This window comes from Salinicola sp. RZ23 (genome assembly GCF_003206675.1).
GTDB lineage: Bacteria > Pseudomonadota > Gammaproteobacteria > Pseudomonadales > Halomonadaceae > Salinicola > Salinicola endophyticus.
Window position 1 is genome coordinate 18,349 of record NZ_PZJK01000002.1, and the last position, 20,304, is coordinate 38,652.

18 protein-coding genes and 1 tRNA gene are annotated in these 20,304 nt (G+C 68.0%); 12 read left to right on the forward strand and 7 right to left on the reverse strand.

Annotated elements, in window-relative coordinates; translation table 11 throughout:
* Position 1: 1 nt before the first annotated feature.
* Positions 2–2,947, reverse strand: a complete 2,946-nt coding sequence (gene rapA / locus DOM67_RS02035; RefSeq protein WP_110674023.1) for an RNA polymerase-associated protein RapA — start codon at positions 2,945–2,947, stop codon at positions 2–4.
* A gap of 180 nt (positions 2,948–3,127) precedes the next feature.
* Here rapA and DOM67_RS02040 point away from each other — a divergent pair, with 180 nt between their 5' ends.
* A complete protein-coding gene (locus tag DOM67_RS02040) occupies positions 3,128–3,358 on the forward strand; it encodes a hypothetical protein (protein ID WP_110674024.1) in 231 nt (76 codons plus the stop codon).
* 125 nt (positions 3,359–3,483) lie between these two features.
* Here the strand turns inward: DOM67_RS02040 and DOM67_RS02045 are convergent, their stop codons facing one another.
* The 6 genes from DOM67_RS02045 to ispB all read right to left on the reverse strand — a co-directional run bounded on the left by DOM67_RS02045 (position 3,484) and on the right by ispB (position 8,009).
* A complete protein-coding gene (locus DOM67_RS02045) occupies positions 3,484–4,296 on the reverse strand; it encodes a metal ABC transporter permease (protein WP_110674025.1) in 813 nt (270 codons plus the stop codon).
* A gap of 167 nt (positions 4,297–4,463) precedes the next feature.
* A complete protein-coding gene (locus DOM67_RS02050; protein WP_232825106.1) occupies positions 4,464–5,246 on the reverse strand; it encodes a molybdopterin-binding protein in 783 nt (260 codons plus the stop codon).
* Positions 5,233–6,114, reverse strand: coding sequence for a cytochrome b/b6 domain-containing protein (locus DOM67_RS02055; protein ID WP_110674026.1), 882 nt, complete (start codon positions 6,112–6,114; stop codon positions 5,233–5,235). The genes DOM67_RS02050 and DOM67_RS02055 overlap by 14 nt, the downstream gene beginning before the upstream one ends.
* Before the next feature lie 145 nt (positions 6,115–6,259).
* Entirely contained in the window at positions 6,260–6,598 is a 339-nt protein-coding gene (locus DOM67_RS02060; RefSeq protein ID WP_110674027.1) for a hypothetical protein, read from the reverse strand.
* A gap of 166 nt (positions 6,599–6,764) precedes the next feature.
* Positions 6,765–6,841 (reverse strand) — tRNA-Pro (locus tag DOM67_RS02065).
* A gap of 193 nt (positions 6,842–7,034) precedes the next feature.
* Complete coding sequence (ispB, locus tag DOM67_RS02070) at positions 7,035–8,009, reverse strand: octaprenyl diphosphate synthase (RefSeq protein ID WP_110674028.1); 975 nt, start codon at positions 8,007–8,009, stop codon at positions 7,035–7,037.
* A gap of 424 nt (positions 8,010–8,433) precedes the next feature.
* Between ispB and rplU the strand changes: the two genes are divergently transcribed.
* The 11 genes from rplU (at position 8,434) to ispH (ending at position 20,257) form a co-directional block, all read left to right on the forward strand.
* Positions 8,434–8,745: a 50S ribosomal protein L21 gene (gene rplU, locus DOM67_RS02075; protein WP_035470431.1), complete on the forward strand. Its 312-nt coding sequence runs from the start codon at positions 8,434–8,436 to the stop codon at positions 8,743–8,745.
* A gap of 32 nt (positions 8,746–8,777) precedes the next feature.
* On the forward strand, positions 8,778–9,035 hold the full coding sequence (rpmA, locus tag DOM67_RS02080) for a 50S ribosomal protein L27 (protein WP_110674029.1): 258 nt from the start codon (positions 8,778–8,780) through the stop codon (positions 9,033–9,035).
* Positions 9,036–9,213: 178 nt separating this feature from the next.
* Complete coding sequence (cgtA, locus tag DOM67_RS02085; protein ID WP_110674030.1) at positions 9,214–10,410, forward strand: Obg family GTPase CgtA; 1,197 nt, start codon at positions 9,214–9,216, stop codon at positions 10,408–10,410.
* 50 nt (positions 10,411–10,460) lie between these two features.
* Complete coding sequence (gene proB / locus DOM67_RS02090; RefSeq protein ID WP_110674031.1) at positions 10,461–11,597, forward strand: glutamate 5-kinase; 1,137 nt, start codon at positions 10,461–10,463, stop codon at positions 11,595–11,597.
* A gap of 212 nt (positions 11,598–11,809) precedes the next feature.
* Positions 11,810–12,076, forward strand: coding sequence for a 30S ribosomal protein S20 (gene rpsT, locus DOM67_RS02095; protein WP_106418782.1), 267 nt, complete (start codon positions 11,810–11,812; stop codon positions 12,074–12,076).
* Positions 12,077–12,287: 211 nt separating this feature from the next.
* Complete coding sequence (murJ, locus tag DOM67_RS02100; RefSeq protein ID WP_110674032.1) at positions 12,288–13,901, forward strand: murein biosynthesis integral membrane protein MurJ; 1,614 nt, start codon at positions 12,288–12,290, stop codon at positions 13,899–13,901.
* 103 nt (positions 13,902–14,004) lie between these two features.
* On the forward strand, positions 14,005–15,171 hold the full coding sequence (gene ribF, locus DOM67_RS02105) for a bifunctional riboflavin kinase/FAD synthetase (RefSeq protein WP_110674033.1): 1,167 nt from the start codon (positions 14,005–14,007) through the stop codon (positions 15,169–15,171).
* A gap of 115 nt (positions 15,172–15,286) precedes the next feature.
* Positions 15,287–18,160, forward strand: a complete 2,874-nt coding sequence (gene ileS, locus DOM67_RS02110) for an isoleucine--tRNA ligase (protein ID WP_110674034.1) — start codon at positions 15,287–15,289, stop codon at positions 18,158–18,160.
* A gap of 46 nt (positions 18,161–18,206) precedes the next feature.
* Positions 18,207–18,722, forward strand: a complete 516-nt coding sequence (gene lspA / locus DOM67_RS02115) for a signal peptidase II (RefSeq protein WP_110674055.1) — start codon at positions 18,207–18,209, stop codon at positions 18,720–18,722.
* Positions 18,719–19,186 carry an FKBP-type peptidyl-prolyl cis-trans isomerase gene (gene fkpB / locus DOM67_RS02120; RefSeq protein ID WP_110674035.1) on the forward strand — a complete coding sequence of 156 codons (468 nt, stop codon included), beginning with the start codon at positions 18,719–18,721 and terminating at the stop codon, positions 19,184–19,186. Before lspA ends, fkpB begins: the two co-directional genes overlap by 4 nt.
* A 69-nt stretch (positions 19,187–19,255) precedes the next feature.
* A complete protein-coding gene (gene ispH, locus DOM67_RS02125) occupies positions 19,256–20,257 on the forward strand; it encodes a 4-hydroxy-3-methylbut-2-enyl diphosphate reductase (RefSeq protein WP_110674036.1) in 1,002 nt (333 codons plus the stop codon).
* Positions 20,258–20,304: the final 47 nt, after the last annotated feature.

The window sequence follows — 20,304 nt, forward strand, 5'->3', positions numbered from 1 at the left end:
CCTAGCGCTGCTCGTTGTCCACGGTCACGATCACCCGCACCGCGTCGAGGCGCAGCGCGGCGCTTTCGATTGCTGCATCCAGGTCCGCGCGCTCCTGACCCAAGGCGGCCTGCTCGTCGGCACGGATCGCGCCACTGCGCTGGGCCAGCGCCTTGAGGCGCGCCAGCTCACCGTCGAGGGTGTCGCGCATCTCGGTCTGGGCGCGCTCGACCAGCGTCGGCAACTCGCGCAGGGCTTCCTGCTCGCCGCTTTTCAGCAGTGCGCGCAGCTGCTCGTGGCGCGACTTCAAAAGCTCCCGCGCGACCCCCTTTTTGACCCGCTGCAGATTGCGCGACAGGCCGCTGAAGCTGACCTTGTCCGAGAGATTGGCCCCGCTCTCGTCGAGCAGCACGCGAATGCCGGTGTCGGGCAGGAAGCGGCCCAGCTGAAGCTGCTTGGGCGCGGGGCAGTGGGTACGGTAGACCAGCTCCAGCATCAGCCGGCCACCGGGGATGCTGGGGTGCTTGAGCAGCGCCAGGGCGGTGTTGCCGAGGCTCGAGTCGAGCACGCGCTCAAGCATCGCGGTGACCAGCGGGTGCTCCCATGACAGCCGCTGGACGTCGTCCCGCGCCAGCGCCTGGGTGCGCGAATAGGTGACGGTGAAGCCCTCGTCGCCCTGGCTGAGTCCGGGCAGGCTATCGAGCATGTGCGAGCCGGGCGCCAGATGGGTCAGGGCGTTGCCCAGTTCGCGGCTGTCGACGCCGAGGATATCCAGCGCCTGATCGACATAACGCGGCAGGGCCGGATCGTTGTCCTGCTCGAGCACCGCGGCGATCACCGCATCGGCGCGCTCGGGGCGGCAGGCGTTCCACTCCAGCAGGCGATTGCGCCCGGCCTCGCGCTGGGCCAGGCGGTCGGCGTTGAAGGTGCGGGTCTCGTCGATCAGCGTGTCCACCCCGCTCTCGTCGTCGAGGCTCTCGCGCAGCGCTTCGCCGAAGGCGTCGAGCACGTCGCCACCGGCGGCGTGCGGTGCGATGAAGGCGTCGAGCCCGTCGCGGTACCAGCGCAGCAGCGTGGCGGTGGGGCTGTGGGCGATCACCGGCACGTGGATATCGATGGGGTGAAGCTGGCCGATACGGTCGAGGCGGCCGATGCGCTGCTCGAGCAGATCGGGGTGCCACGGCAGGTCGAACATCACCAGATGGTGGCAGAACTGGAAGTTGCGCCCCTCGGAGCCGATCTCCGAGCAGATCAGCAGCTGGCAGCCTGCCTCGTCGTCGGCGAAGGCGGCCGCGGCGCGGTCACGCTCGACCAGGCTCATCTCCTCGTGGAACACCGGCGCCTGCACGCCGGCGCGCACGCGCAGGGCCTCGGCCAGATCGATGGCGCTCTGACGATAGTGGACGATCAGCAGCACCTTGGTCTGGCGCCCGAGTGATTCCAGCAGGCCCATCAGCCAGGTGACCCTGGGGTCCTGCTCCCACCACGGAGTGTCCGCCTGTAGCGCGGCCTCCTGCACGGCGCGGTAGGCCGCCTCGGGGTAGAGGCGTGCCTCCCGCGGGCCGAGTTCGGCGGCATGCAGGCGGGCAGCGACATGGTCGTTGCCGGCGGCGAGCTCGTCGAGCTGGGCCCGGTAGGCCGCCGGCATGTCGAGCTCGGCGGTGTGCAGATGGCGCTCGGGGAAGCCGCCCACATGGCGCCGGCTGTTGCGGAACATCACCCGCCCGGTGCCGTGGCGGTCGAGCAGCTGCTCGCGCAGCTGGCGGCGGGCGCTGGCGCGCTGGGTGTCGTCGCTTTCGGCATTGGCGAGGGTGGCGAGCAGCGCCTGGCTGTCGCCGTCGCCCGCACCGATCACCGCGCTGACCGCGTCCAGCGCTGCAGCCTCGCCCGGCAGCCGGTCGAGGGCATCGATGGCGTCAGCCACCGCGGCATAGCCGGCCTCTTCGGCGCTGAAACGGTCGAGATCCTGGTAGCGATCCGGGTCGAGCAGGCGCAGCCGGGCGAAGTGGCTCTCCAGGCCCATCTGCTCCGGTGTCGCGGTGAGCAGCAGCAGTCCCGGAATGCGGGCGGCGAGGCGCGCCACGCAGGCGTAGCCCGGCCCCTCGGCCTGGGGCGTCCAGTCCAGGTGGTGCGCCTCGTCGACGATCATCAGGTCCCACTGGCTCGCTTCGGCCTGGCGCTGACGCTGCGGATTGGCGAACAGCCACGCCTGGCTGGCGAGAATGCACTGGCCGCTGTCGAAGGGATTCTCGTCGCCCCACGCCTCGCTCTGCGCCTCGTCTAGCAGGGTCACCGAGATCGAGAAGCGGCGCAGCAACTCGATCAGCCACTGGTGGGTGAGGCTCGGCGGTACCAGGATCAGGGCGCGGCTGGCGCGTCCGGTGAGCAGCAGCCGGTGCAGGATCAGGCCGGCCTCGATGGTCTTGCCCAGCCCCACCTCGTCGGCCAGCAGCACGCGCGGGGCGTGGCGCCGCGAGACCTCGTCGGCGATGTAGAGCTGGTGCGCGATCAGATCGATGCGCGGGCCTGCCAGGCCCAGCGCCGGGCTGCGCGAGAGGCGCTGATGATGATGCAGCGAGCGGTAGCGCAGCTCGAACCAGTCGTTGCGGTCGACCTGGCCGGTGAGCAGACGATCCTGGGCCTGGTGAAAGCGCATGCTGTCGGAGAGGCGCGCTTCGGGCAGGGTGGCAGCGGTGCCCTGTTCGTCGTGGCCGTGGTAGACGATGCAGCCGGCGTCGATCTCGACGTCGCTGACCGTGAGGGTGTGGCCCTCGGCATCGACGATACGATCCCCCGCGGCGAAGATGACCCGGGTCAGCGGCGCCTGGCGCGCGCTATAGGTGCGCGTCTCCTGGCTGGCGGTGAAGAGCACGGTCACGCTGCGGGCGTCGACGCTGAGAATGGTGCCTAGTCCCAGCTCGGTTTCGCCGTCGCTGATCCAGCGCTGGCCGGGGGTGAAGTCGCTCATGATGCCTCGGTATGCTCAACTGCGGGAGGAGTGGGCGACGCATTCTAGCGTAAAGGCGTTGCAGTCTTAAGCGCTGCGCGTCTCGGCAGGCGGCGATGCTACACTGCTGCCGCGTTCGGCAGTAGCCGGAAGGCAGGCGGCGCGGCTAAGACGATCGATTCATGGACAGCGGGAGGCAGGATGGCGACGACGGGACAGCGCGACGGTTTGCGACGCATGGCGATCGCCTCCCAGGCGGTGGGCTTCGTCGCGATCATCGCCCTCGAGACCTGGCTCGGCGACGCGGCGCGCCCGTGGCAGGGGGTGACCCTGGCACTGATGCTGGTCGCCGCCGGCTGGCTGGCGCTGGTCAGACGCTACCGGCGCAATCGCGAGCGGCGCCGGCGCGACGCCGCCCGCGAGGAGGGCTGATACCGCCAGGGAGTTCGCGTCTGGTATGGCTGCTTTTCATCGGCAGCCAACGTGCCTGACGACAGCGGGCGCCGAGGCGCCCGCTATCATCCCTTCCCGCCCTGAGTTCGGGCGCGCGGGCGGCCTCACATCGGCGGTACGGTGCCGTCGATACCGACGATTACCACCTTGGCCGGGATCGGGTGCTGGCTCATGTCACCGGCGACGAATACGGCAGCGCCTTTTTTCAGCGTCTCCATCGAGGCTTTGCTCACCTTGACCACCGGCACGTCGCTGGGCACCTGGATCTGCTTGCTGCCGTTGCCGTAGTCCACCGTCAGGGTCAGGGTGCCATCCTGGGCCTGGGAGCTGTCGACCGTGCCGTTGGTCATGGTCGAGGCGCTGTCGGCGCCGCCGAGCTTGCCGCTGGAACCCTGATGCGTCGCGGCGGAGACGGTGCCGTTGGTCATGCTCGAGCCGCCGCCGGCGCCGCCCAGTTTTTCACCGCCGGCATTATCGCCGCCCATCTTGTCGCTGCCCATGGTCTCACCGCTGGCGCCCTGCTGCATGGCACCGCGGGGGGTGTCCCAAGGGTAGTCGCCTTCGCCGGTGCCGCGCATCGAGTCGGGGAAGACCACCACTTCCTGGGCCTGTGACGGCTTGCCGTCGGCGCCGGGCACGTTGGCGGTGCCGATGAAGGTACCCTCTTTGATCTGATCGAGGCTGCTGCGGGTGACGCCGGCGAGACGCGTGGCGTCGTCGAAGGTGACCTTGTGGACCTTGCCGTCCGGGTGCGACTCGACGCTGAAAGCGTGATCGCCGACCTCGGTGATGGTGCCGCGCAGATGCTGGGGCGCATCGCCGTTCTGTGCCGCCAGGGCGGTGGCGGCGACGCAGCCGAGCGCCAGCCCGGCCAGGGCGCGGCGCAGGGCAGTGGCGGTGAAGCGGGGGATAGCCATGGACGAATCCTTCCGTATCGGAGTTGGGTGTGCTCGCGCCATGGCCAAGATCCATGCGTCATGGCGAGGATTTGAGTGCAGACCATGGCGCGAGAATGTCAAGTCGGCGGCCCCTGGCTCGCCTGTGCTGCGCAGCCCCTGGGGCACCCGCTACGCGTGATTCGGGCTCAGATACCGGCGTACCAGGTATAGCCCCGATCTTCCCAGTAGCCGCCGCGGCCGTCGCCGATGTCGTCGAAGTGGCTGACCAGGGTGATCCCGGAGAGATACTTGGCCATCTTGTAGCCCAGCTGGCGCTCCGCGCGCAGACGTAGCGGCGCGCCGTTGGCGGTGGGCAACGGGGCGCCGTTGAGCGAGTGGGCGAGGATCGTCTGCGGGTGGCGCGCCTCCACCAGGTCGAGGCTCTCGTAGTAGAAGTCCTTGCCATTCAACTGGTCCATGCAGTGGAACACCACGTAGCGCGCCTGTGACTTGACCCCGGCGCGCGCCAGCAGATCGCCGAGCACCGGGCCCGTCCACTGGCCGATCGCACTCCAGCCCTCGACGCAGTCGTGGCGTGTGATCTGGGTACGCGCCGGGAGCGCGCGGATCTCGTCGAGCGACAGCGACAGTGGTGTCTCCACCAGGCCATCCAGGGTCAGTCGCCAGTCGGCGAAGCCGTTGGCCGCCAGTTCCCGGTAGCGTCCTGATTGCGGGTCGGTGGAGCCGTTGGGGCGGAACACCGGGTCGATCATCGATGCCGGATACTCCGGCGCCAGCCCGCGCTCGCCGGCGAGGAAGCGCTGCACGCGCAGGTTGAGGCGCTGGGCCAGATTCAGCGTGCCGGCAACCTGCTCGCTCTGCGACAGGCGGTCGCAGCCGGCGAGACCGAGCGCGGCGGCACCCAGCGCCGAGCGCTGGAGGAAGCGGCGCCGCGAGGCGTCGCGGCGGCCGGAATCACGACGCATCATGCTGGTCTCTCCCGCTGCGGATGGTTGGCGTGGTGGACGTGGCTGCGGGCTCCTCGGTGACGCGCGGCCCGCCGGTGAGCATCCCCTTGAGCTGACGCCAGGGGCCGCTCAGCAGCACCATGGCGATATGTATCAGGAAGAACAGCACCAGTGCTGCGGCGACGATGAAGTGAATCGAGCGCGCGCTCTGGCGCCCGCCGAACAGCTCCAGCAGCCAGGGAGCGGCGGCGTTGAAGGTGGGCGACATGCACAGGCCGGTAACGATCATCAGCGGCAGCGCCACCAGCAGCACGCCCAGGTAGCTGAGCTTCTGCAGACCGTTGTAACCGCCGTGGGGGCCGTGGAAGCGCAGGCGCAGGTGATCCAGCAGGTCGCGGCCCAGCCCGCGCCACTGGGCGCCGGAGAGCCACAGGTCGCGGCGCAGGTGGCAGCTGAGCAGGGCATAGAGCACGAACAGCGCCCCCGCTCCCGCGAACAGCCAGGCGAAGAAGAAGTGCCACAGCCGGCCCATGCTGAGGTACTGATAGCTGGGCAGGGTGCTCCAGGCGGGGAAGCCGCGCACGCTTTCACGTCCGTTCGCCGCGGAGTAGCCGAGCACCCCGGTGGTATCGAAGACCCAGGGGCCGAGGGCGGTCTGGCCACGAATGTCGCCGTTCGGGGCGCGGATGGCGTAGAGCTCCAGCCAGGGGTCGTCGAAGTGGGAGGCGCTGCCCCAGTAGAGTGCGGGATGGGCGTTGAAGATCTGCAGACCGCTCATCAGCATCACCACCAGGCACCACAGATTGAACCAGTGCCAGAGCCTGACCGGCAGCGGGTGGCGCCGGCGGCCGCGGGGCGCCGAGGCCGTGGTCGGGAGCGAGTCGGGCATGCGCCGTCTCCTTCGAATGTTCACCTGGGGGCGTGCTGGCCCTTGCTGATGAGCCGGTCCTATCGGGACGGCCCTCTCCAGCATGGCACAGGATCGGCGCTCTGCCCGCGGCGACGCGAGCGCGCAACAGCAGCGTTCGAGCGTCTCAGGGTGACTCGAGCACCGGCGAGCACTGCTCCAGCGTCTTGGCCAGCGCCGGCGGGCGGTTGTCGTCATCGGCGCCGGGGTCGTGGGCGCGTTTCATGCGGCGCACCTCGGCGGCGCTGAAACGTGCCTGCAGTGCGGTGGTCACGCACTCGCAGTAGCGCGCTACCTTGGGGCCATCGATGCCGGTGGCGGTGAGGTTGGCGCGACACTGGGCCTGGGCGCTGGTGACCTCTTGCGTCGACCACGGCGGCGGGGCAGGGGGCTCGTCGGCGCGGGCGCCGCCGGCCACCAGCAGTAGACCGAGGCCGAGCGCTACGAGACGGGGGGAACGAGGCATGGCGGGTCTCCTGGCGAGGGCGGGGCAGACAGCGCGAGATGAGTGCGCGGCGCTCTGTCACTGTAGCGCTACCCCGCGGCGCTGCCCATTGGCCTTTTGCCTGGCGGCAGCCTGACAAGCAAAATGCCCGCTTCGGCGGGGCCGAAGCGGGCATTTTTCAATACGATGGTCGGAGTGACAGGATTCGAACCTACGACCTCTGCCTCCCGAAGGCAGCGCTCTACCAAGCTGAGCTACACTCCGACTTTTGCGCCGAGCCAAACTCGACGGAGCTGAATTATACGCATCCCTGACGCGTACGCAACCCCTTCTTTTGCAACTCTCTCTTGAGCGACCAGCCGCTTTCGCCACGCCCTGTCCGGACACCCGCTGAGGAGGTTCACGTCACCCGCAGCGGGTGGTCACGACACCGCCGAGCCCCCTTGGGGTGAGCGCGTCACACCTGACGCTCGACGGCGATGCGGGTCAGCGTCTCCATGCTCTCGCGATAGACGCTGGGCGCGAGCAGCGCGAGCTGGTCGCGGGCCTTTGCGGCCATCTCTTCGGCGCGGCGCTGGGTATATTCGAGGGCGCCGGTCTCGCGCACGATCGCCAGCACCTCGTCGAGCCGCTCGAGGCCGCCATCAGTGATCGCCTGACGGATCAGTGCCGCCTGTGCCGGGGTGCCCTGGCGCATGGCGTGGATCAGCGGCAGCGTCGGCTTGCCCTCGGCCAGATCGTCGCCGACGTTCTTGCCCATGGTCTCGGCATCGCCCTGGTAGTCGAGCAGATCGTCGATCAACTGGAAGGCCAGCCCGAGGTAGCGGCCGTAGAGCTTGAGTGCACGTTCGGCGTCAGGGTCCGCCTCGGCCAGGATCGCGCCGCTGTGGGAGGCCGCCTCGAACAGCATCGCGGTCTTGCCCTGGATGGTGTCGAAGTAGTCCGACTCCTCGATATCGGCGTTGCCGATATTGGTGAGCTGCTGGACTTCGCCCTCGGCGATCACGCAGGTTGCCCCGGAGAGCACCTGCATGATGCGCATCGAGCCGACTTCCACCATCATCTGGAACGAACGCGAATAGAGGAAGTCACCGACCAGCACCGAGGGCGCGTTGCCCCAGGTCTCGTTGGCGGTCGCCTTGCCGCGCCGCCGGCTCGACTCGTCGACCACGTCGTCGTGCAGCAGGGTCGAGGTATGCATGAACTCGATCAGCGTGGCCAGGGTGATATGGCGGTCGCCGCGGTAGTCGAGGGCGCGTGCCGCGAGCAGCACCAGCAGCGGGCGCAGGCGCTTGCCGCCGCTCTCGATGATGTACTGGCCGATGGTCTCGACCAACGGGATGCGCGACGCCAGCTGACTGAGGATCGTGCGATTGACGGCGGCGAAGTCCTCAGCCACCGCCGCATGAATGGATGCAGCGTTGGATTGCATGATCGGCTTGTCACAGGGGGAATCGGGTGGGCCGCTCGAAGCCCCGGGGCCGAGAGGCGACGTGAGCGGCTATGCTAGGTGGCGCCCCGAAGTGCGTCAAGCCGCGCCCGGGCGTGGGCTTGCTCCGGGCATGCGCAATCGCTATAATCCGCGACCCGACTCGTCACGCTCCCTGTTAGATGGTTGCCGGAAGGGGCACCACTCGACGCAGGTCTCGAAGAGCACCGGTCATGCAAGGCAAGGCACCACAAGGCTTCGTGCGGCCAACGCACCCTGACGGTGGCCTGTCCATGCTGACCCGCTGGTGAAGCACGGCCCCGCGGCCGTCTTCGACGAGTCGACGCACTTGGCCCAACGGTTGGGGCCAGATGAAGTTTGTTGCCCGACTGAGCTGATAGCCCGACGCGGGCCCCGGAGAGATTCCATGTACGCTGTAATCAAGAGTGGCGGTAAGCAATACCGTGTCCAGGAAGGTCAGACGCTGAAGCTCGAGAAACTCGAGATCGCGACTGGCGAGACCCTGGAATTCGACCAGGTTCTGCTGGTTGCCGACGGCGACGACGTCAAGGTCGGCGCGCCGCTGGTCGAGGGTGCCAAGGTGGCTGCGGAGATCGTCTCCCACGGCCGCGGCGAGAAGGTTCATATCATCAAGTTCCGTCGCCGCAAGCACCACATGAAGCGTCAGGGCCACCGTCAGTGGTTCACTGAAGTCAAGATCACCGGAATCTCCGCCTAAGCGGATCGTTCCCCCAGAGAGAGGTATTCACCATGGCACATAAGAAGGCCGCTGGTAGTACGCGTAACGGTCGCGATTCAGAATCGAAACGCCTGGGCGTCAAGCTGTTCGGCGGGCAGAAAGCGACTCCCGGCAATATCATCGTGCGCCAGCGCGGCACCAAGTTCCACGCCGGCACCGGTGTGGGCATCGGCAAGGACCATACGCTGTTCGCGCTCACCGATGGTGTGATCAAGTTCGAACAGAAAGGCCCGAAGAACCGCAAGTTCGTGAGCGTAGTCTCCGCCTGAGACCTCACGAACGCTGCTGAAAAAGCCCCGCTCAGGCGGGGCTTTTTTGTATCCCCGCCTGCACTGGCGGACACCTGTCGTGGCGTTGGGTCGTTCAGGACGTCCAGGCATCGTGGTGTTCGGGGCGAAAAGGGTGTTCGGGACATAAGAGGCGGCAGGCCGTCGCCGGGAGAGAATCATGCAATTCGTCGACGAGACATCGATCACCGTCGAGGCTGGCAAGGGGGGCAACGGCTGCCTCAGTTTCCGGCGTGAGAAGTTCGTGCCCAAGGGTGGCCCCGACGGCGGCGACGGCGGTCACGGCGGCAGCGTCTACCTGATCGGCGACGAGTCGCTCAACACCCTGATCGACTTCAAGTTCCAGCGCTTCTACAAGGCGCAGAACGGCCAGCCCGGCCAGGGCCGCCAGATGAGCGGCAAGGCGGGTGAGGATCTGCACGTCAAGGTGCCGGTGGGGACCACGGTGATCGACGAGGACACCCTCGAGGTGATCGCCGATGTGACTGCCGAGGGGCAGGTGGTGCTGGTCGCCCAGGGCGGTCGGCGTGGGCTCGGCAATATCCACTTCAAGTCCTCCACCAACCGCGCCCCGCGGCGTACCACGTCGGGCACCGAGGGCGAGCGGCGCAAGCTGCGCCTGGAGATGAAGGTGATGGCCGACGTCGGCCTGCTGGGCATGCCCAACGCCGGCAAGTCGACTCTGATCCGTTCGGTCTCGGCGGCCAAGCCCAAGGTCGCCGACTACCCCTTCACCACGCTGGTGCCCAACCTGGGTGTGGTCAAGCTGGGCACCCACGAGCACTTCGTGATGGCCGATGTGCCCGGGCTGATCGAGGGTGCCTCGGACGGTGCCGGGCTGGGGCTGCGTTTCCTCAAGCACCTCACCCGTACGCGCCTGCTGCTGCACGTGGTGGATGCGGCCCCGTTCGACGAGTCCGATCCGGTGGCCTCGGTGACGGCGATCGCCGAGGAGCTCGAAAGCTTCTCGCCGGCCTTGTCGGAACTGCCGCGCTGGTTGGTGATCAACAAACTCGATCTGCTGCCCGAGGCCGAGCGCGAGGCGCGGGTCGAGGATATCCTCGCGCGGCTGGCGTGGCAGGGGCCGGTCTATCGCATCGCGGCGATTGCCGGTGACGGCACCGATGCGCTGGTGCAGGCGGCCCATCGCTGGCTCACCGAACAGCGCCAGCTGGAGCACGAAGACGAAGCCTTCGCCGAGCGCGAGCGCGAGATGCGGGCGCGCATGGAGGCGGAGTCGGTGGCACGGGTCGAGGCGCATCAGGCGCGGCTGCGGGTCAAGCGCGGCGAGGTCGCGGCCGAGGATGACGACTTCGACGATGACGACTATGACGTCGAGGTCGAATACACCCGTTGAGGTCTGGCGGGCGTGCAGCGCAGTGTCAGTGAGAGTCGGAGGGCGAAGTGATGGCGGCGGAGCGGGAACTGGGACGGGCGTCGCTGTCGGCGGCGCGGCGGGTCGTGGTCAAGATCGGCAGCGCCCTGCTGACCAACGATGGGCGCGGCCTCGACGATGCCGCCATTGGTGGCTGGGTCGACCAGATGGCCGCGCTGCACCAGCGCGGGGTCGAAGTGGTGCTGGTCTCCTCGGGGTCGATCGCCGAAGGCATGGTGCGGCTCGGTTGGCATAGCCGGCCGAGCGCGGTGCATGAGCTGCAGGCCGCCGCCGCAGTGGGCCAGAGCGGGCTGTCGCAGTGCTACGAGAACCACTTCGCCCGCCACGGTCTGCGCAGTGCCCAGGTGCTGTTGACCCATGACGATCTCTCCAACCGCAAGCGCTATCTCAATGCGCGCTCGGCGCTGCGCACGCTGGTGGCGCTCCATGTGGTCCCGGTGATCAACGAGAACGATACCGTGGTCACCGACGAGATCCGCTTCGGCGACAACGACACCCTGGGTGCGCTGGTGGCCAATCTGCTCGAGGCCGATGCGCTCTTGATCCTGACCGATCAGGAGGGGCTCTACGATGCCGATCCGCGTCATGAGCCGTCGGCCCGATTGATCGCCGAGGCCGAGGCCGACGATGCCGCGCTCGACGCGGTGGCCGGCGGTGGCGGTGTACTGGGCCGCGGGGGCATGGCGACCAAGCTGCGCGCGGCGCGGCTGGCGGCGCGCTCTGGCGCCGTGACCGCCATCGCCAGCGGGCGTCAGCCGCAGGTGTTGACCCGGCTGCTCGAGGGCGAGGCGCTGGGCACGCTGCTCAAGCCGCTGCATGCGCCGCTGGCGGCGCGCAAGCGCTGGCTCGCCGGGCAGCTGCAGGTGCGCGGCACGCTGACCCTCGATGCCGGTGCGGTCAAGGTGCTGCGCAGCCACGGTTCGAGCCTGTTGCCGGTGGGGGTGAAGCGGGTCGAAGGCCAGTTCCGGCGCGGCGACATGGTGGTCTGCGTCGACGAGCAGGGGGCGCGGGTGGCCAAGGGTCTGGTCAACTATGCGAGCGCCGACGCCCAGCGTCTGGTGGGCCAGCCGAGCCAGCGTATCGGCGAGATTCTCGGCTATGTCGAGGCGCCCGAGCTGATTCACCGCGACAATCTCGTGGTGCTGTGAAGCTGGTGTCGCGCAAAGTCGTTGTGATAGAATCCCGCATCCTCTCAGACATGGCCCGTGAAAGACTGTCGGAAACGACGGTCGGCTTCGCTTCTCACGAAGCGCGGCAGCAAGATTCGGCCGACTCATTCAGGATTGCCTGAAGCGGTTTCGAGGCTGTCCTGGGTGATCTACATACAGAATTGACTGTCAACATCTCCAAGGAGTCGACGGTGGCGAATACCAAGCAAGCGCGCAAGCGCGCACGTCAGGCGGAAGACCGCCGCAAGCACAACGCGAGTCAGCGTTCCATGGTCCGCACTTACATCAAGCGCGTGATCAAGGCGATCCAGGCTGGCGACCAGGCTCAGGCCAACAGCGAGTTCCAGGCCGCGCAGCCGGTCATCGACCGCATCGCCGACAAGGATGCCTTCTCCAAGAAGAAGGCCGCGCGCATCAAGAGTCGCTTGAACAAGCGAATTAAGGCGCTGGCTGCCTGAGCCGGACGCGCTTGATGAAAAAAACCGGCTTCGGCCGGTTTTTTTGTGACCGGCCATCCCTGGCGGTCACCCTTCGGGCCGTCGCGGAGCGACGTCGCAACCGGCTCCCGGCAGGTTGCGGTGACCGGCCATCCCTGGCGGTCACCCTCCGGGGCCTTCGCGGTGGCTGGATAGGGTGAATATCACGGGCGCGAGCGCATGACGAGGCCGCATGAGTAGACAGACGCGCAAGCGCGAATCCGAGGCGGTGGCGGAAGCGGCCACCACCGGCACGGCGACGCCGGTCACCCGCGGTGGCCTGCTGCGCTCGGGCATGGTGGTGAGCGTGATGACGCTGCTCTCGCGGATGCTGGGTCTGGTGCGCGACGTGGTGATCGCCACGCTGCTGGGGGCCGGTAGCGGGGCGGATGCGTTCTTCGTCGCCTTCAAGATTCCCAACTTCATGCGCCGGCTGTTCGCCGAGGGGGCCTTCAACCAGGCCTTCGTGCCGGTGCTCTCAGAGTACGCCACCCAGCGTACCCGGGCCGAGGTGCGTGAGTTACTGGATGCGGTCTCCGGCAGCCTGAGCGTGGTGCTGGCGCTGATCACCGCGCTGGCGATCGCCGCTGCGCCCTGGCTGGTGTGGCTGTTCGCCCCGGGGTTCAAGGCCGACCCGGGCAAGCTCGCGCTCACCGCCGAGATGTTGCGGCTGACCTTTCCCTATCTGCTGCTGATCTCGCTGACCGCCTTCGCCGGCAGCGTGCTCAATACCTGGGAGCGCTTCGCGGTCCCCGCCTTCACCCCGGTGCTGCTCAACCTGAGCCTGATCGGCGCCGCGCTGTGGCTGACGCCATGGATGAGCGACCCGGCGCTGGGGCTGGCCTGGGGGGTATTGATCGCTGGTGCGGCGCAGCTGCTGTTCCAACTGCCGTTCCTGTTGCGGCTGGGGCTGATGCCGCGGCCGCGGCTGGGCTTTCGCCATCCCGGGGTCCGGCGCATCCTGCGGCTGATGACGCCGGCACTGTTCGGGGTCTCGGTATCGCAGATCAACCTGCTGCTGGATACCGTGCTGGCCTCCTTCCTGGTCTCCGGCAGCGTCTCCTGGCTCTATTACTCCGACCGTCTGGTGGAGCTGCCGCTGGGGGTGTTCGGCATCGCCATTGCCACGGTGATCCTGCCGGCGCTCTCCAAGCGGCATGCCGAGCAGTCGCGCGAGCACTTTGCGCGCATGCTCGACTGGGCGCTGCGCATGGTGCTGCTGATCGGACTGCCGGCGGCGCTGGCGCTGGTACTGCTGGCCGAGCCGCTGCTGGTCAGCTTGTTCCACTACGGTGCGATGACCGACCACGACGTGGTGATGGCGGCACGCAGTCTGCGCGCCTATGCGCTGGGGCTGCTCGCCTTCATGCTGATCAAGGTGCTCGCCCCGGGCTACTTCGCCCGCCAGGACACCAAGACCCCGGTCAAGATCGGGATCGTGGCGATGGTCGCCAACATGGTGATGAACCTTGCCCTGATCGTGCCGCTGGCGCATGCCGGACTGGCACTGGCGACGGCGCTGTCGGCGTTTCTCAACGCCGGGCTGCTCGGGCGCGGGCTGCATCGTCAGGGCGTGCTGCGCTTCCAGCCGGGCTGGGGGCGCTACGCTTTCCAGGTGGTCGGCGGCTGCGCGCTGATGGCGCTCGGGCTGTGGTGGCTGACCCCCGACTGGCATCAGTGGACCGCGTGGCATGCGCCGCGCCGCGTGGGCTGCCTGCTGGGACTGGTGGTCGGCGGCGCGACGCTCTACTTCGTGTGGCTGGCGCTGACCGGCGTGCGCCTGCGACACTTCCGGCTGCGCGGCTGATGGGCTGGCGCGGCGCGGGTATAATGAAGCCCCCGGCGTCGGCGGCTGGCGCGCTGTCGCCTACTGCCGCCGTGCGGCCCGCGTTGACACGGGAATGGACTCTATGGAACTGATTCGAGGCTTGCACAACCTGCCCGTCGGGGGCATCACGCGCAGCGGTGCGCCGCGCGAGTGTGTCGCCACCATCGGCAACTTCGATGGCGTGCACCGCGGCCACCAGGCGATTCTCGAGCAGCTGAAGTCGCTGTCGCGCAGTGCGGGTCTGCCGGTCACGGTAGTGATCTTCGAGCCCCAGCCGCGGGAGTACTTCGCCGGTGACCAGGCACCGCCGCGGCTGACCCGGCTGCGCGACAAGGTCGAGCTGCTCGCCGCCCACGGCGCCGATCGCATCCTCTGCCTGCCGTTCAACGACGCCCTGCGCAGCCTCACCGCGCGCCAGTTCATCGAGCGCGTGCTGATCGATGGGCTGCGCGTGCGCCATCTGGTGGTGGGTGACGACTTCCGCTTCGGCTGCGATCGTGCCGGCGATTTCGCGCTGCTCGAAGCGGTCGGACGCGAGTGCGGCTTTGCCGTGGAGCATACCCGCACCTTCGCCCTCGATGACGAGCGCGTCTCGAGCACTCGCGTACGCACCCTGCTGGCCAGCGGCAATTTCTGCCAGGCGGCGCGCATGCTGGGACGCCCCTTCGCCTTTCAGGGGCGGGTGGTGCGTGACCGTCAGCTCGGCCGCACCATCGGCGTGCCCACCGCCAACATCCCGCTGACCCGGCGCCCGCTGGCGCTGCGCGGGGTCTTTGCTTGTGCCACTCGACTGCCCGACGGCAGCTGGGTGCCGAGTGTGGCCAATATCGGTTGGCGGCCGACCGTCGGCGCCCATCAGCCGATGCTCGAGGTCCACGTGCTCGAGCGACAGCTCGAACTCTACGGCGAGTCGCTCAGTGTGGTGCCCTGCGCACGGCTGCGCGGCGAGACCAAGTTCGCCGATTTCGATACCTTGGTGAGGCAGATCCATCACGATCTGGACCAGGCGCGGCGCTATTTTCAGGCGCCCGCCGCTGCGCCCGACATCAATCAGGCGCCCACCGCCGCGCCGGACATCAATCAGGCGCCCACCGCCACGCCGGATGCGCCGAACACGGACTCCGCCGGCCTGGCCAGTCTGGCGCCGCCAGCGGCACGCTTCCCGCTGGCCTCGGCGCCGCTGCCGCACGAGGCTGCGGTGGCCGACTCGCCCCCGGGCCCGGCGCGCGATCCGCGCACGGATGAGTGAACGGCCCGGCACTCCAGCGGTATGACCACAGCCTTGAGCTTAATGACCACAGCCTTGAGCGGTATGACCACAGCCCGAGCGACACGCACACAGCCCTGAGCGAACCGAAAACACCATGAGCGACTACAAGCACACGCTGAATCTGCCCTCGACCGACTTCCCCATGCGCGGCAACCTGCCGGCGCGGGAGCCGGCCCGCATCGCGCAGTGGAACGATCTGCGCCTCTACGCCAAGCTGCGTGAAGCGCGCCGTGGCCGCGAGCGCTTCGTGCTCCACGATGGCCCTCCCTACGCCAACGGCAGCATTCACATCGGTCATGCGGTCAACAAGCTGCTCAAGGATTTCATCGTCAGGTCGAAGAACCTGGCCGGCTTCGACTCCCCCTATGTGCCCGGCTGGGACTGCCACGGCCTGCCCATCGAGCACAAGGTCGAGACCACCCACGGCAAGCACCTGCCCGCCGACCAGGCGCGCGCGCTGTGCCGCGAGTATGCCGCCGCCCAGGTCGAGGTACAGAAAGAGGGCTTCGTGCGCCTCGGCGTCCAGGGCGACTGGGATCACCCCTACCTGACCATGAACTTCGCCAACGAGGCGGGCGAGATTCGTGCCCTGGCCGAGATGGTCAAGGGTGGCTATGTGTTCAAGGGGCTCAAGCCGGTCAACTGGTGCTTCGACTGCGGCTCGGCGCTGGCCGAGGCGGAGGTCGAGTATCAGGACAAGCAGTCCGATGCGATCGACGTTGCCTTCCCCTGCGCCCAGCCCGAGGCGCTGGCTGCGGCCTTCGGCCTCGACGCGCTGCCCAAGCCGGCCAGCGCGGTGATCTGGACCACCACGCCCTGGACCATCCCGGCCAACCAGGCGATGAACGTGCACCCGGAGTTCACCTACGCCCTGGTCGATACCGGCGAGCGTCTGCTGCTGCTGGCCGAGGAGCTGGTGGAGAGCTGTCTCGCGCGCTACGGATACCAGGGCGAGACCCTCGCCACCGCCCCCGGGGCGAGCCTGGAACACATCGCCTTCCACCACCCGCTGGCCAGTGCCGACGCCGGCTACGCACGGTTGTCGCCGCTTTATCTGGCCGACTACGTCGAGCTGGGCGCGGGCACCGGCATCGTGCACTCGGCGCCGGCCTACGGCGAGGATGACTTCCACTCCTGCCGCCGTTACGGCATGAGCTTCGACGAGATCCTCAATCCGGTGCAGGGCAACGGCGTCTATGTCGACACGCTGCCGCTTTTCGGCGGTCAGATGATCTGGAAGGCCAATCCGCAGATCGTCACTGCCCTCGATGAGGCGGGCGCGCTATTGGCCCACGAGAAGATCACCCACAGCTACATGCACTGCTGGCGCCACAAGACGCCGGTGATCTACCGCGCCACGGCGCAGTGGTTCGTCGGCATGGATCGCCAGGGGCCTGACGGCCGAACGCTGCGCGAAACGGCGCTGGCGGGCGTCGAGGCGACCGACTTCATTCCTGCCTGGGGCAAGGCGCGGCTGCACAGCATGATCGCCAACCGTCCCGACTGGTGCATCTCGCGCCAGCGCAACTGGGGTGTGCCGATCCCGTTCTTCCTGCACAAGGCCAGCGGTGAACTGCACCCGCGCACCGTCGAACTGATGGAGGCGGTGGCAAGCCGCGTCGAGGTCGAGGGGATCGACGCCTGGTTCAAGCTCGACCCCAGCGAGCTGCTGGGTGACGAGGCCGCCGACTACGACAAGGTCACCGACACCCTCGACGTGTGGTTCGACTCCGGCACTACCCACTGGCACGTGCTGCGCGGCTCGCACCCGCTCGGCCACGACCAAGGGCCGCGGGCGGATCTCTATCTCGAAGGGTCGGATCAGCACCGCGGCTGGTTCCACTCGTCGCTGCTCACCGGTAGCGCCATCGACGGCCACCCCCCCTACAAGGCGCTGCTGACCCACGGCTTCACCGTCGACGAGAAGGGCCGCAAGATGTCCAAGTCGCTGGGCAACGTGGTCGCGCCGCAGCAGGTGATGGACAAGCTGGGCGCCGACATCCTGCGCCTGTGGGTCGCCTCCACCGACTACTCCGGCGAGATGGCGGTCTCCGACGAGATCCTCAAGCGCACCGCCGACGTCTACCGGCGTATCCGCAACACCTCGCGCTTTTTGCTCGCCAACCTCAACGGCTTCGACCCGGCCGCGCATGCGGTCGCCAGCGACGCCATGCTGGCGCTCGACCGCTGGGCGGTGGACCGCGCCGCGGTGCTGCAGGCGCGGATCGAACGCGCCTATGCCGAGTACCGTTTCCGCGACGTCTACCAGCAGGTCCACGACTTCTGTGCCCGCGACATGGGCGGTTTCTATCTGGATATCATCAAGGATCGCCAGTACACCACCCAGCCCGACTCGCTGGCCCGCCGCAGCTGCCAGACCGCGCTCTACCATATCGTCGAGGCGCTGGCGCGCTGGATCGCACCGATCCTCGCCTTCACCGCCGAGGAGATCTACGAGAACATCCCAGGCGTGCGCGGTGAGAGCGTGCACCTGGAGACCTACTACGACGGCCTGTTCACGCTGCCGGCGGATGCCACCAACCTGCCGCCGGAACAGGCGGCGATGGACCGTGACTTCTGGGAGCGGGTGATCCAGGTCAAGCAGGCGGTCAACAAGCAGCTCGAAGCGGCGCGCAACGAGGGCGTGATCAAGGGCGCCCTGGACAGCGAGGTGACGCTCTACGTCGACGATGCGCTGCATGCGCTGCTGTCGCGCTTCGAGGACGAACTGCGTTTCGTGTTGATCACCTCGGAGGCGACCCTGGCGCCGCTGGGCGAGGGCGCCGATGCCCAGCCGACCGAGCTCGAGGGGCTCAAGCTGGCGGTGCGCCTGAGTCCCTACGAGAAGGACGAGCGTAGCTGGGAGCGGCGTCCCGATGTGGGTGCCGATCCGGCGCATCCGACGCTGTCGGCCCGCTCCATCGCCAACCTGCCGGGTGGCCCGGGTGAGGTACGCCGTTTTGCCTGACGTCAACGCCACCTCCCGTTCTGGCCAGGCCGACGACGCCGCGCGCATGCGGCGTCCGCTGCGCTGGCTGTGGCTGTCGCTGCTGGTCATCGTGCTCGACCTGGGCGTCAAGGCGCTGGCCTCGGCGCATCTCGACTACGGCCGGCCCCTCGAGGTGCTGCCGGTGTTCAACCTGACGCTTTTGCATAACACCGGCGCCGCCTTCAGCTTCCTCGCCGAGCATGCCGGCTGGCAGCGCTGGCTGTTCGCGCTGATCGCGATCGGCGCCAGCGTGGGGCTGACGCTGTGGCTCAACCGGCTCAAGCGTCACGAGACGCTCACCGCGATCTCGCTGGCGCTGGTGATCGGCGGCGCCATTGGCAACCTCTACGATCGCCTGGTTCACGGCTATGTGGTCGACTACCTGTCGTTCCACTGGGGCGGCTACTATTTTCCGGCTTTCAATCTGGCCGACAGCGCCATCACCCTGGGCGCCATCGGCCTGATTCTGCAGTCGCTGTTCGAATCCCGGCGCGGGGCCAAGACGAGCGCGGCGGGAACCGATGAGGAGAACACTCGATGACGCGCGATGATCAGCCTGCCGACGACCGCTACCGGGTCGGCGAGGGCATGGAAGTGACCCTGCACTTCACGGTGAAACTCGAAGATGGCCAGGTGGTCGACTCCACCCGCGACAAGTCACCGGCGACCTTCCAGGTCGGCGACGGCAACCTGCCGCCGGGCTTCGAGGCGCCAATGACCGGGATGGCGGCGGGCGAGAGCGGCAGCTATACGGTGTCGCCGGAGCACGCCTTCGGCCAGCACAATCCGCAGAACGTCCAGCGCCTGGCACGCGATACCTTCGAAGAGGCGGTCGAGCCGGGCATGGTGATGTCCTTCGCCGACCCCGCCGGCGGCGAGCTGCCGGGGGTGATCGCCAGCGTCGACGAGCGCCATGTCGAGGTGGACTTCAATCATCCGCTGGCGGGGCGTACCCTGACCTTCGACGTCGAGATCCTCGACGTGCGTCCGGCCACCACCCATTGAGGTAGCACGGCGCGCCCCTTGGCGGGCGCCCGGTGCTGCCCCGACTCAGCGCTCAGGCGCGAGGTTTGCATGACACAGGATCAGCCCAAGACTCAGCCGTCGACGCGGCCCCCGCTGCAGATCAAGCTGGCCAACCCCCGTGGATTCTGCGCCGGGGTCGACCGTGCCATCGACATCGTCAATCGCGCGCTCGACGTGTTCGGGCCGCCGATCTATGTGCGCCATGAGGTGGTCCATAACCGCTTCGTGGTCGACAGCCTGCGCGAACGCGGAGCGATCTTCGTCGAGGAACTCCACGAGGTGCCCGATGACGTGATCGTGATCTTCTCCGCCCACGGAGTGTCGCGGGCGGTGCAGAAGGAGGCCGAGCAGCGCGGGCTCAAAGTGTTCGACGCCACCTGCCCGCTGGTGACCAAGGTGCACATGGAAGTGCTGCGCTATGCCAAGCGCGGCCAGGAGTGCATTCTGATCGGTCACGCCGGCCACCCTGAGGTCGAGGGCACCATGGGGCGTTACGACACCCGTCACGGCGGCGCCATCTATCTGGTCGAGGATGAGCAGGACGTGCACGAGCTGCCGGTGCGCGACCCCTCAAGGCTGGCCTTCGTCACCCAGACCACGCTGTCGATGGACGATACCGCCAAGGTGATCGACGCCCTGCGCGAGCGCTTCCCGGAGATCCAGGGACCGCGCAAGGATGACATCTGCTACGCCACCCAGAACCGCCAGGATGCGGTGCGCGAGCTGGCCCAGGGCAGCGAGCTGGTGCTGGTAGTGGGCAGCGTCAACAGCTCCAACTCCAACCGCCTGCGCGAGCTGGCCGAGCGCATGGGCACCCCCGCGCATCTGATCGATGACGCCGCCCAGATCGACGCCGCCTGGCTCGAGGGCGTGACCAGCATCGGTATTACCGCCGGTGCCAGCGCCCCCGAGGTGTTGGTGGAGGGGGTGATCGAACGGCTCACCGAGCTCGGCGCCGCCCCGCCCGAGGAGCTCGATGGGCGCGCCGAGACCATCACCTTTTCCATGCCGCGGGAGCTGCGCGAGCAGGTCATCGTCAGCGAAACGTGATCGCACCCTAAACTCCCTCTCTCCCTGGCCGATACAAGGTAAAAGAA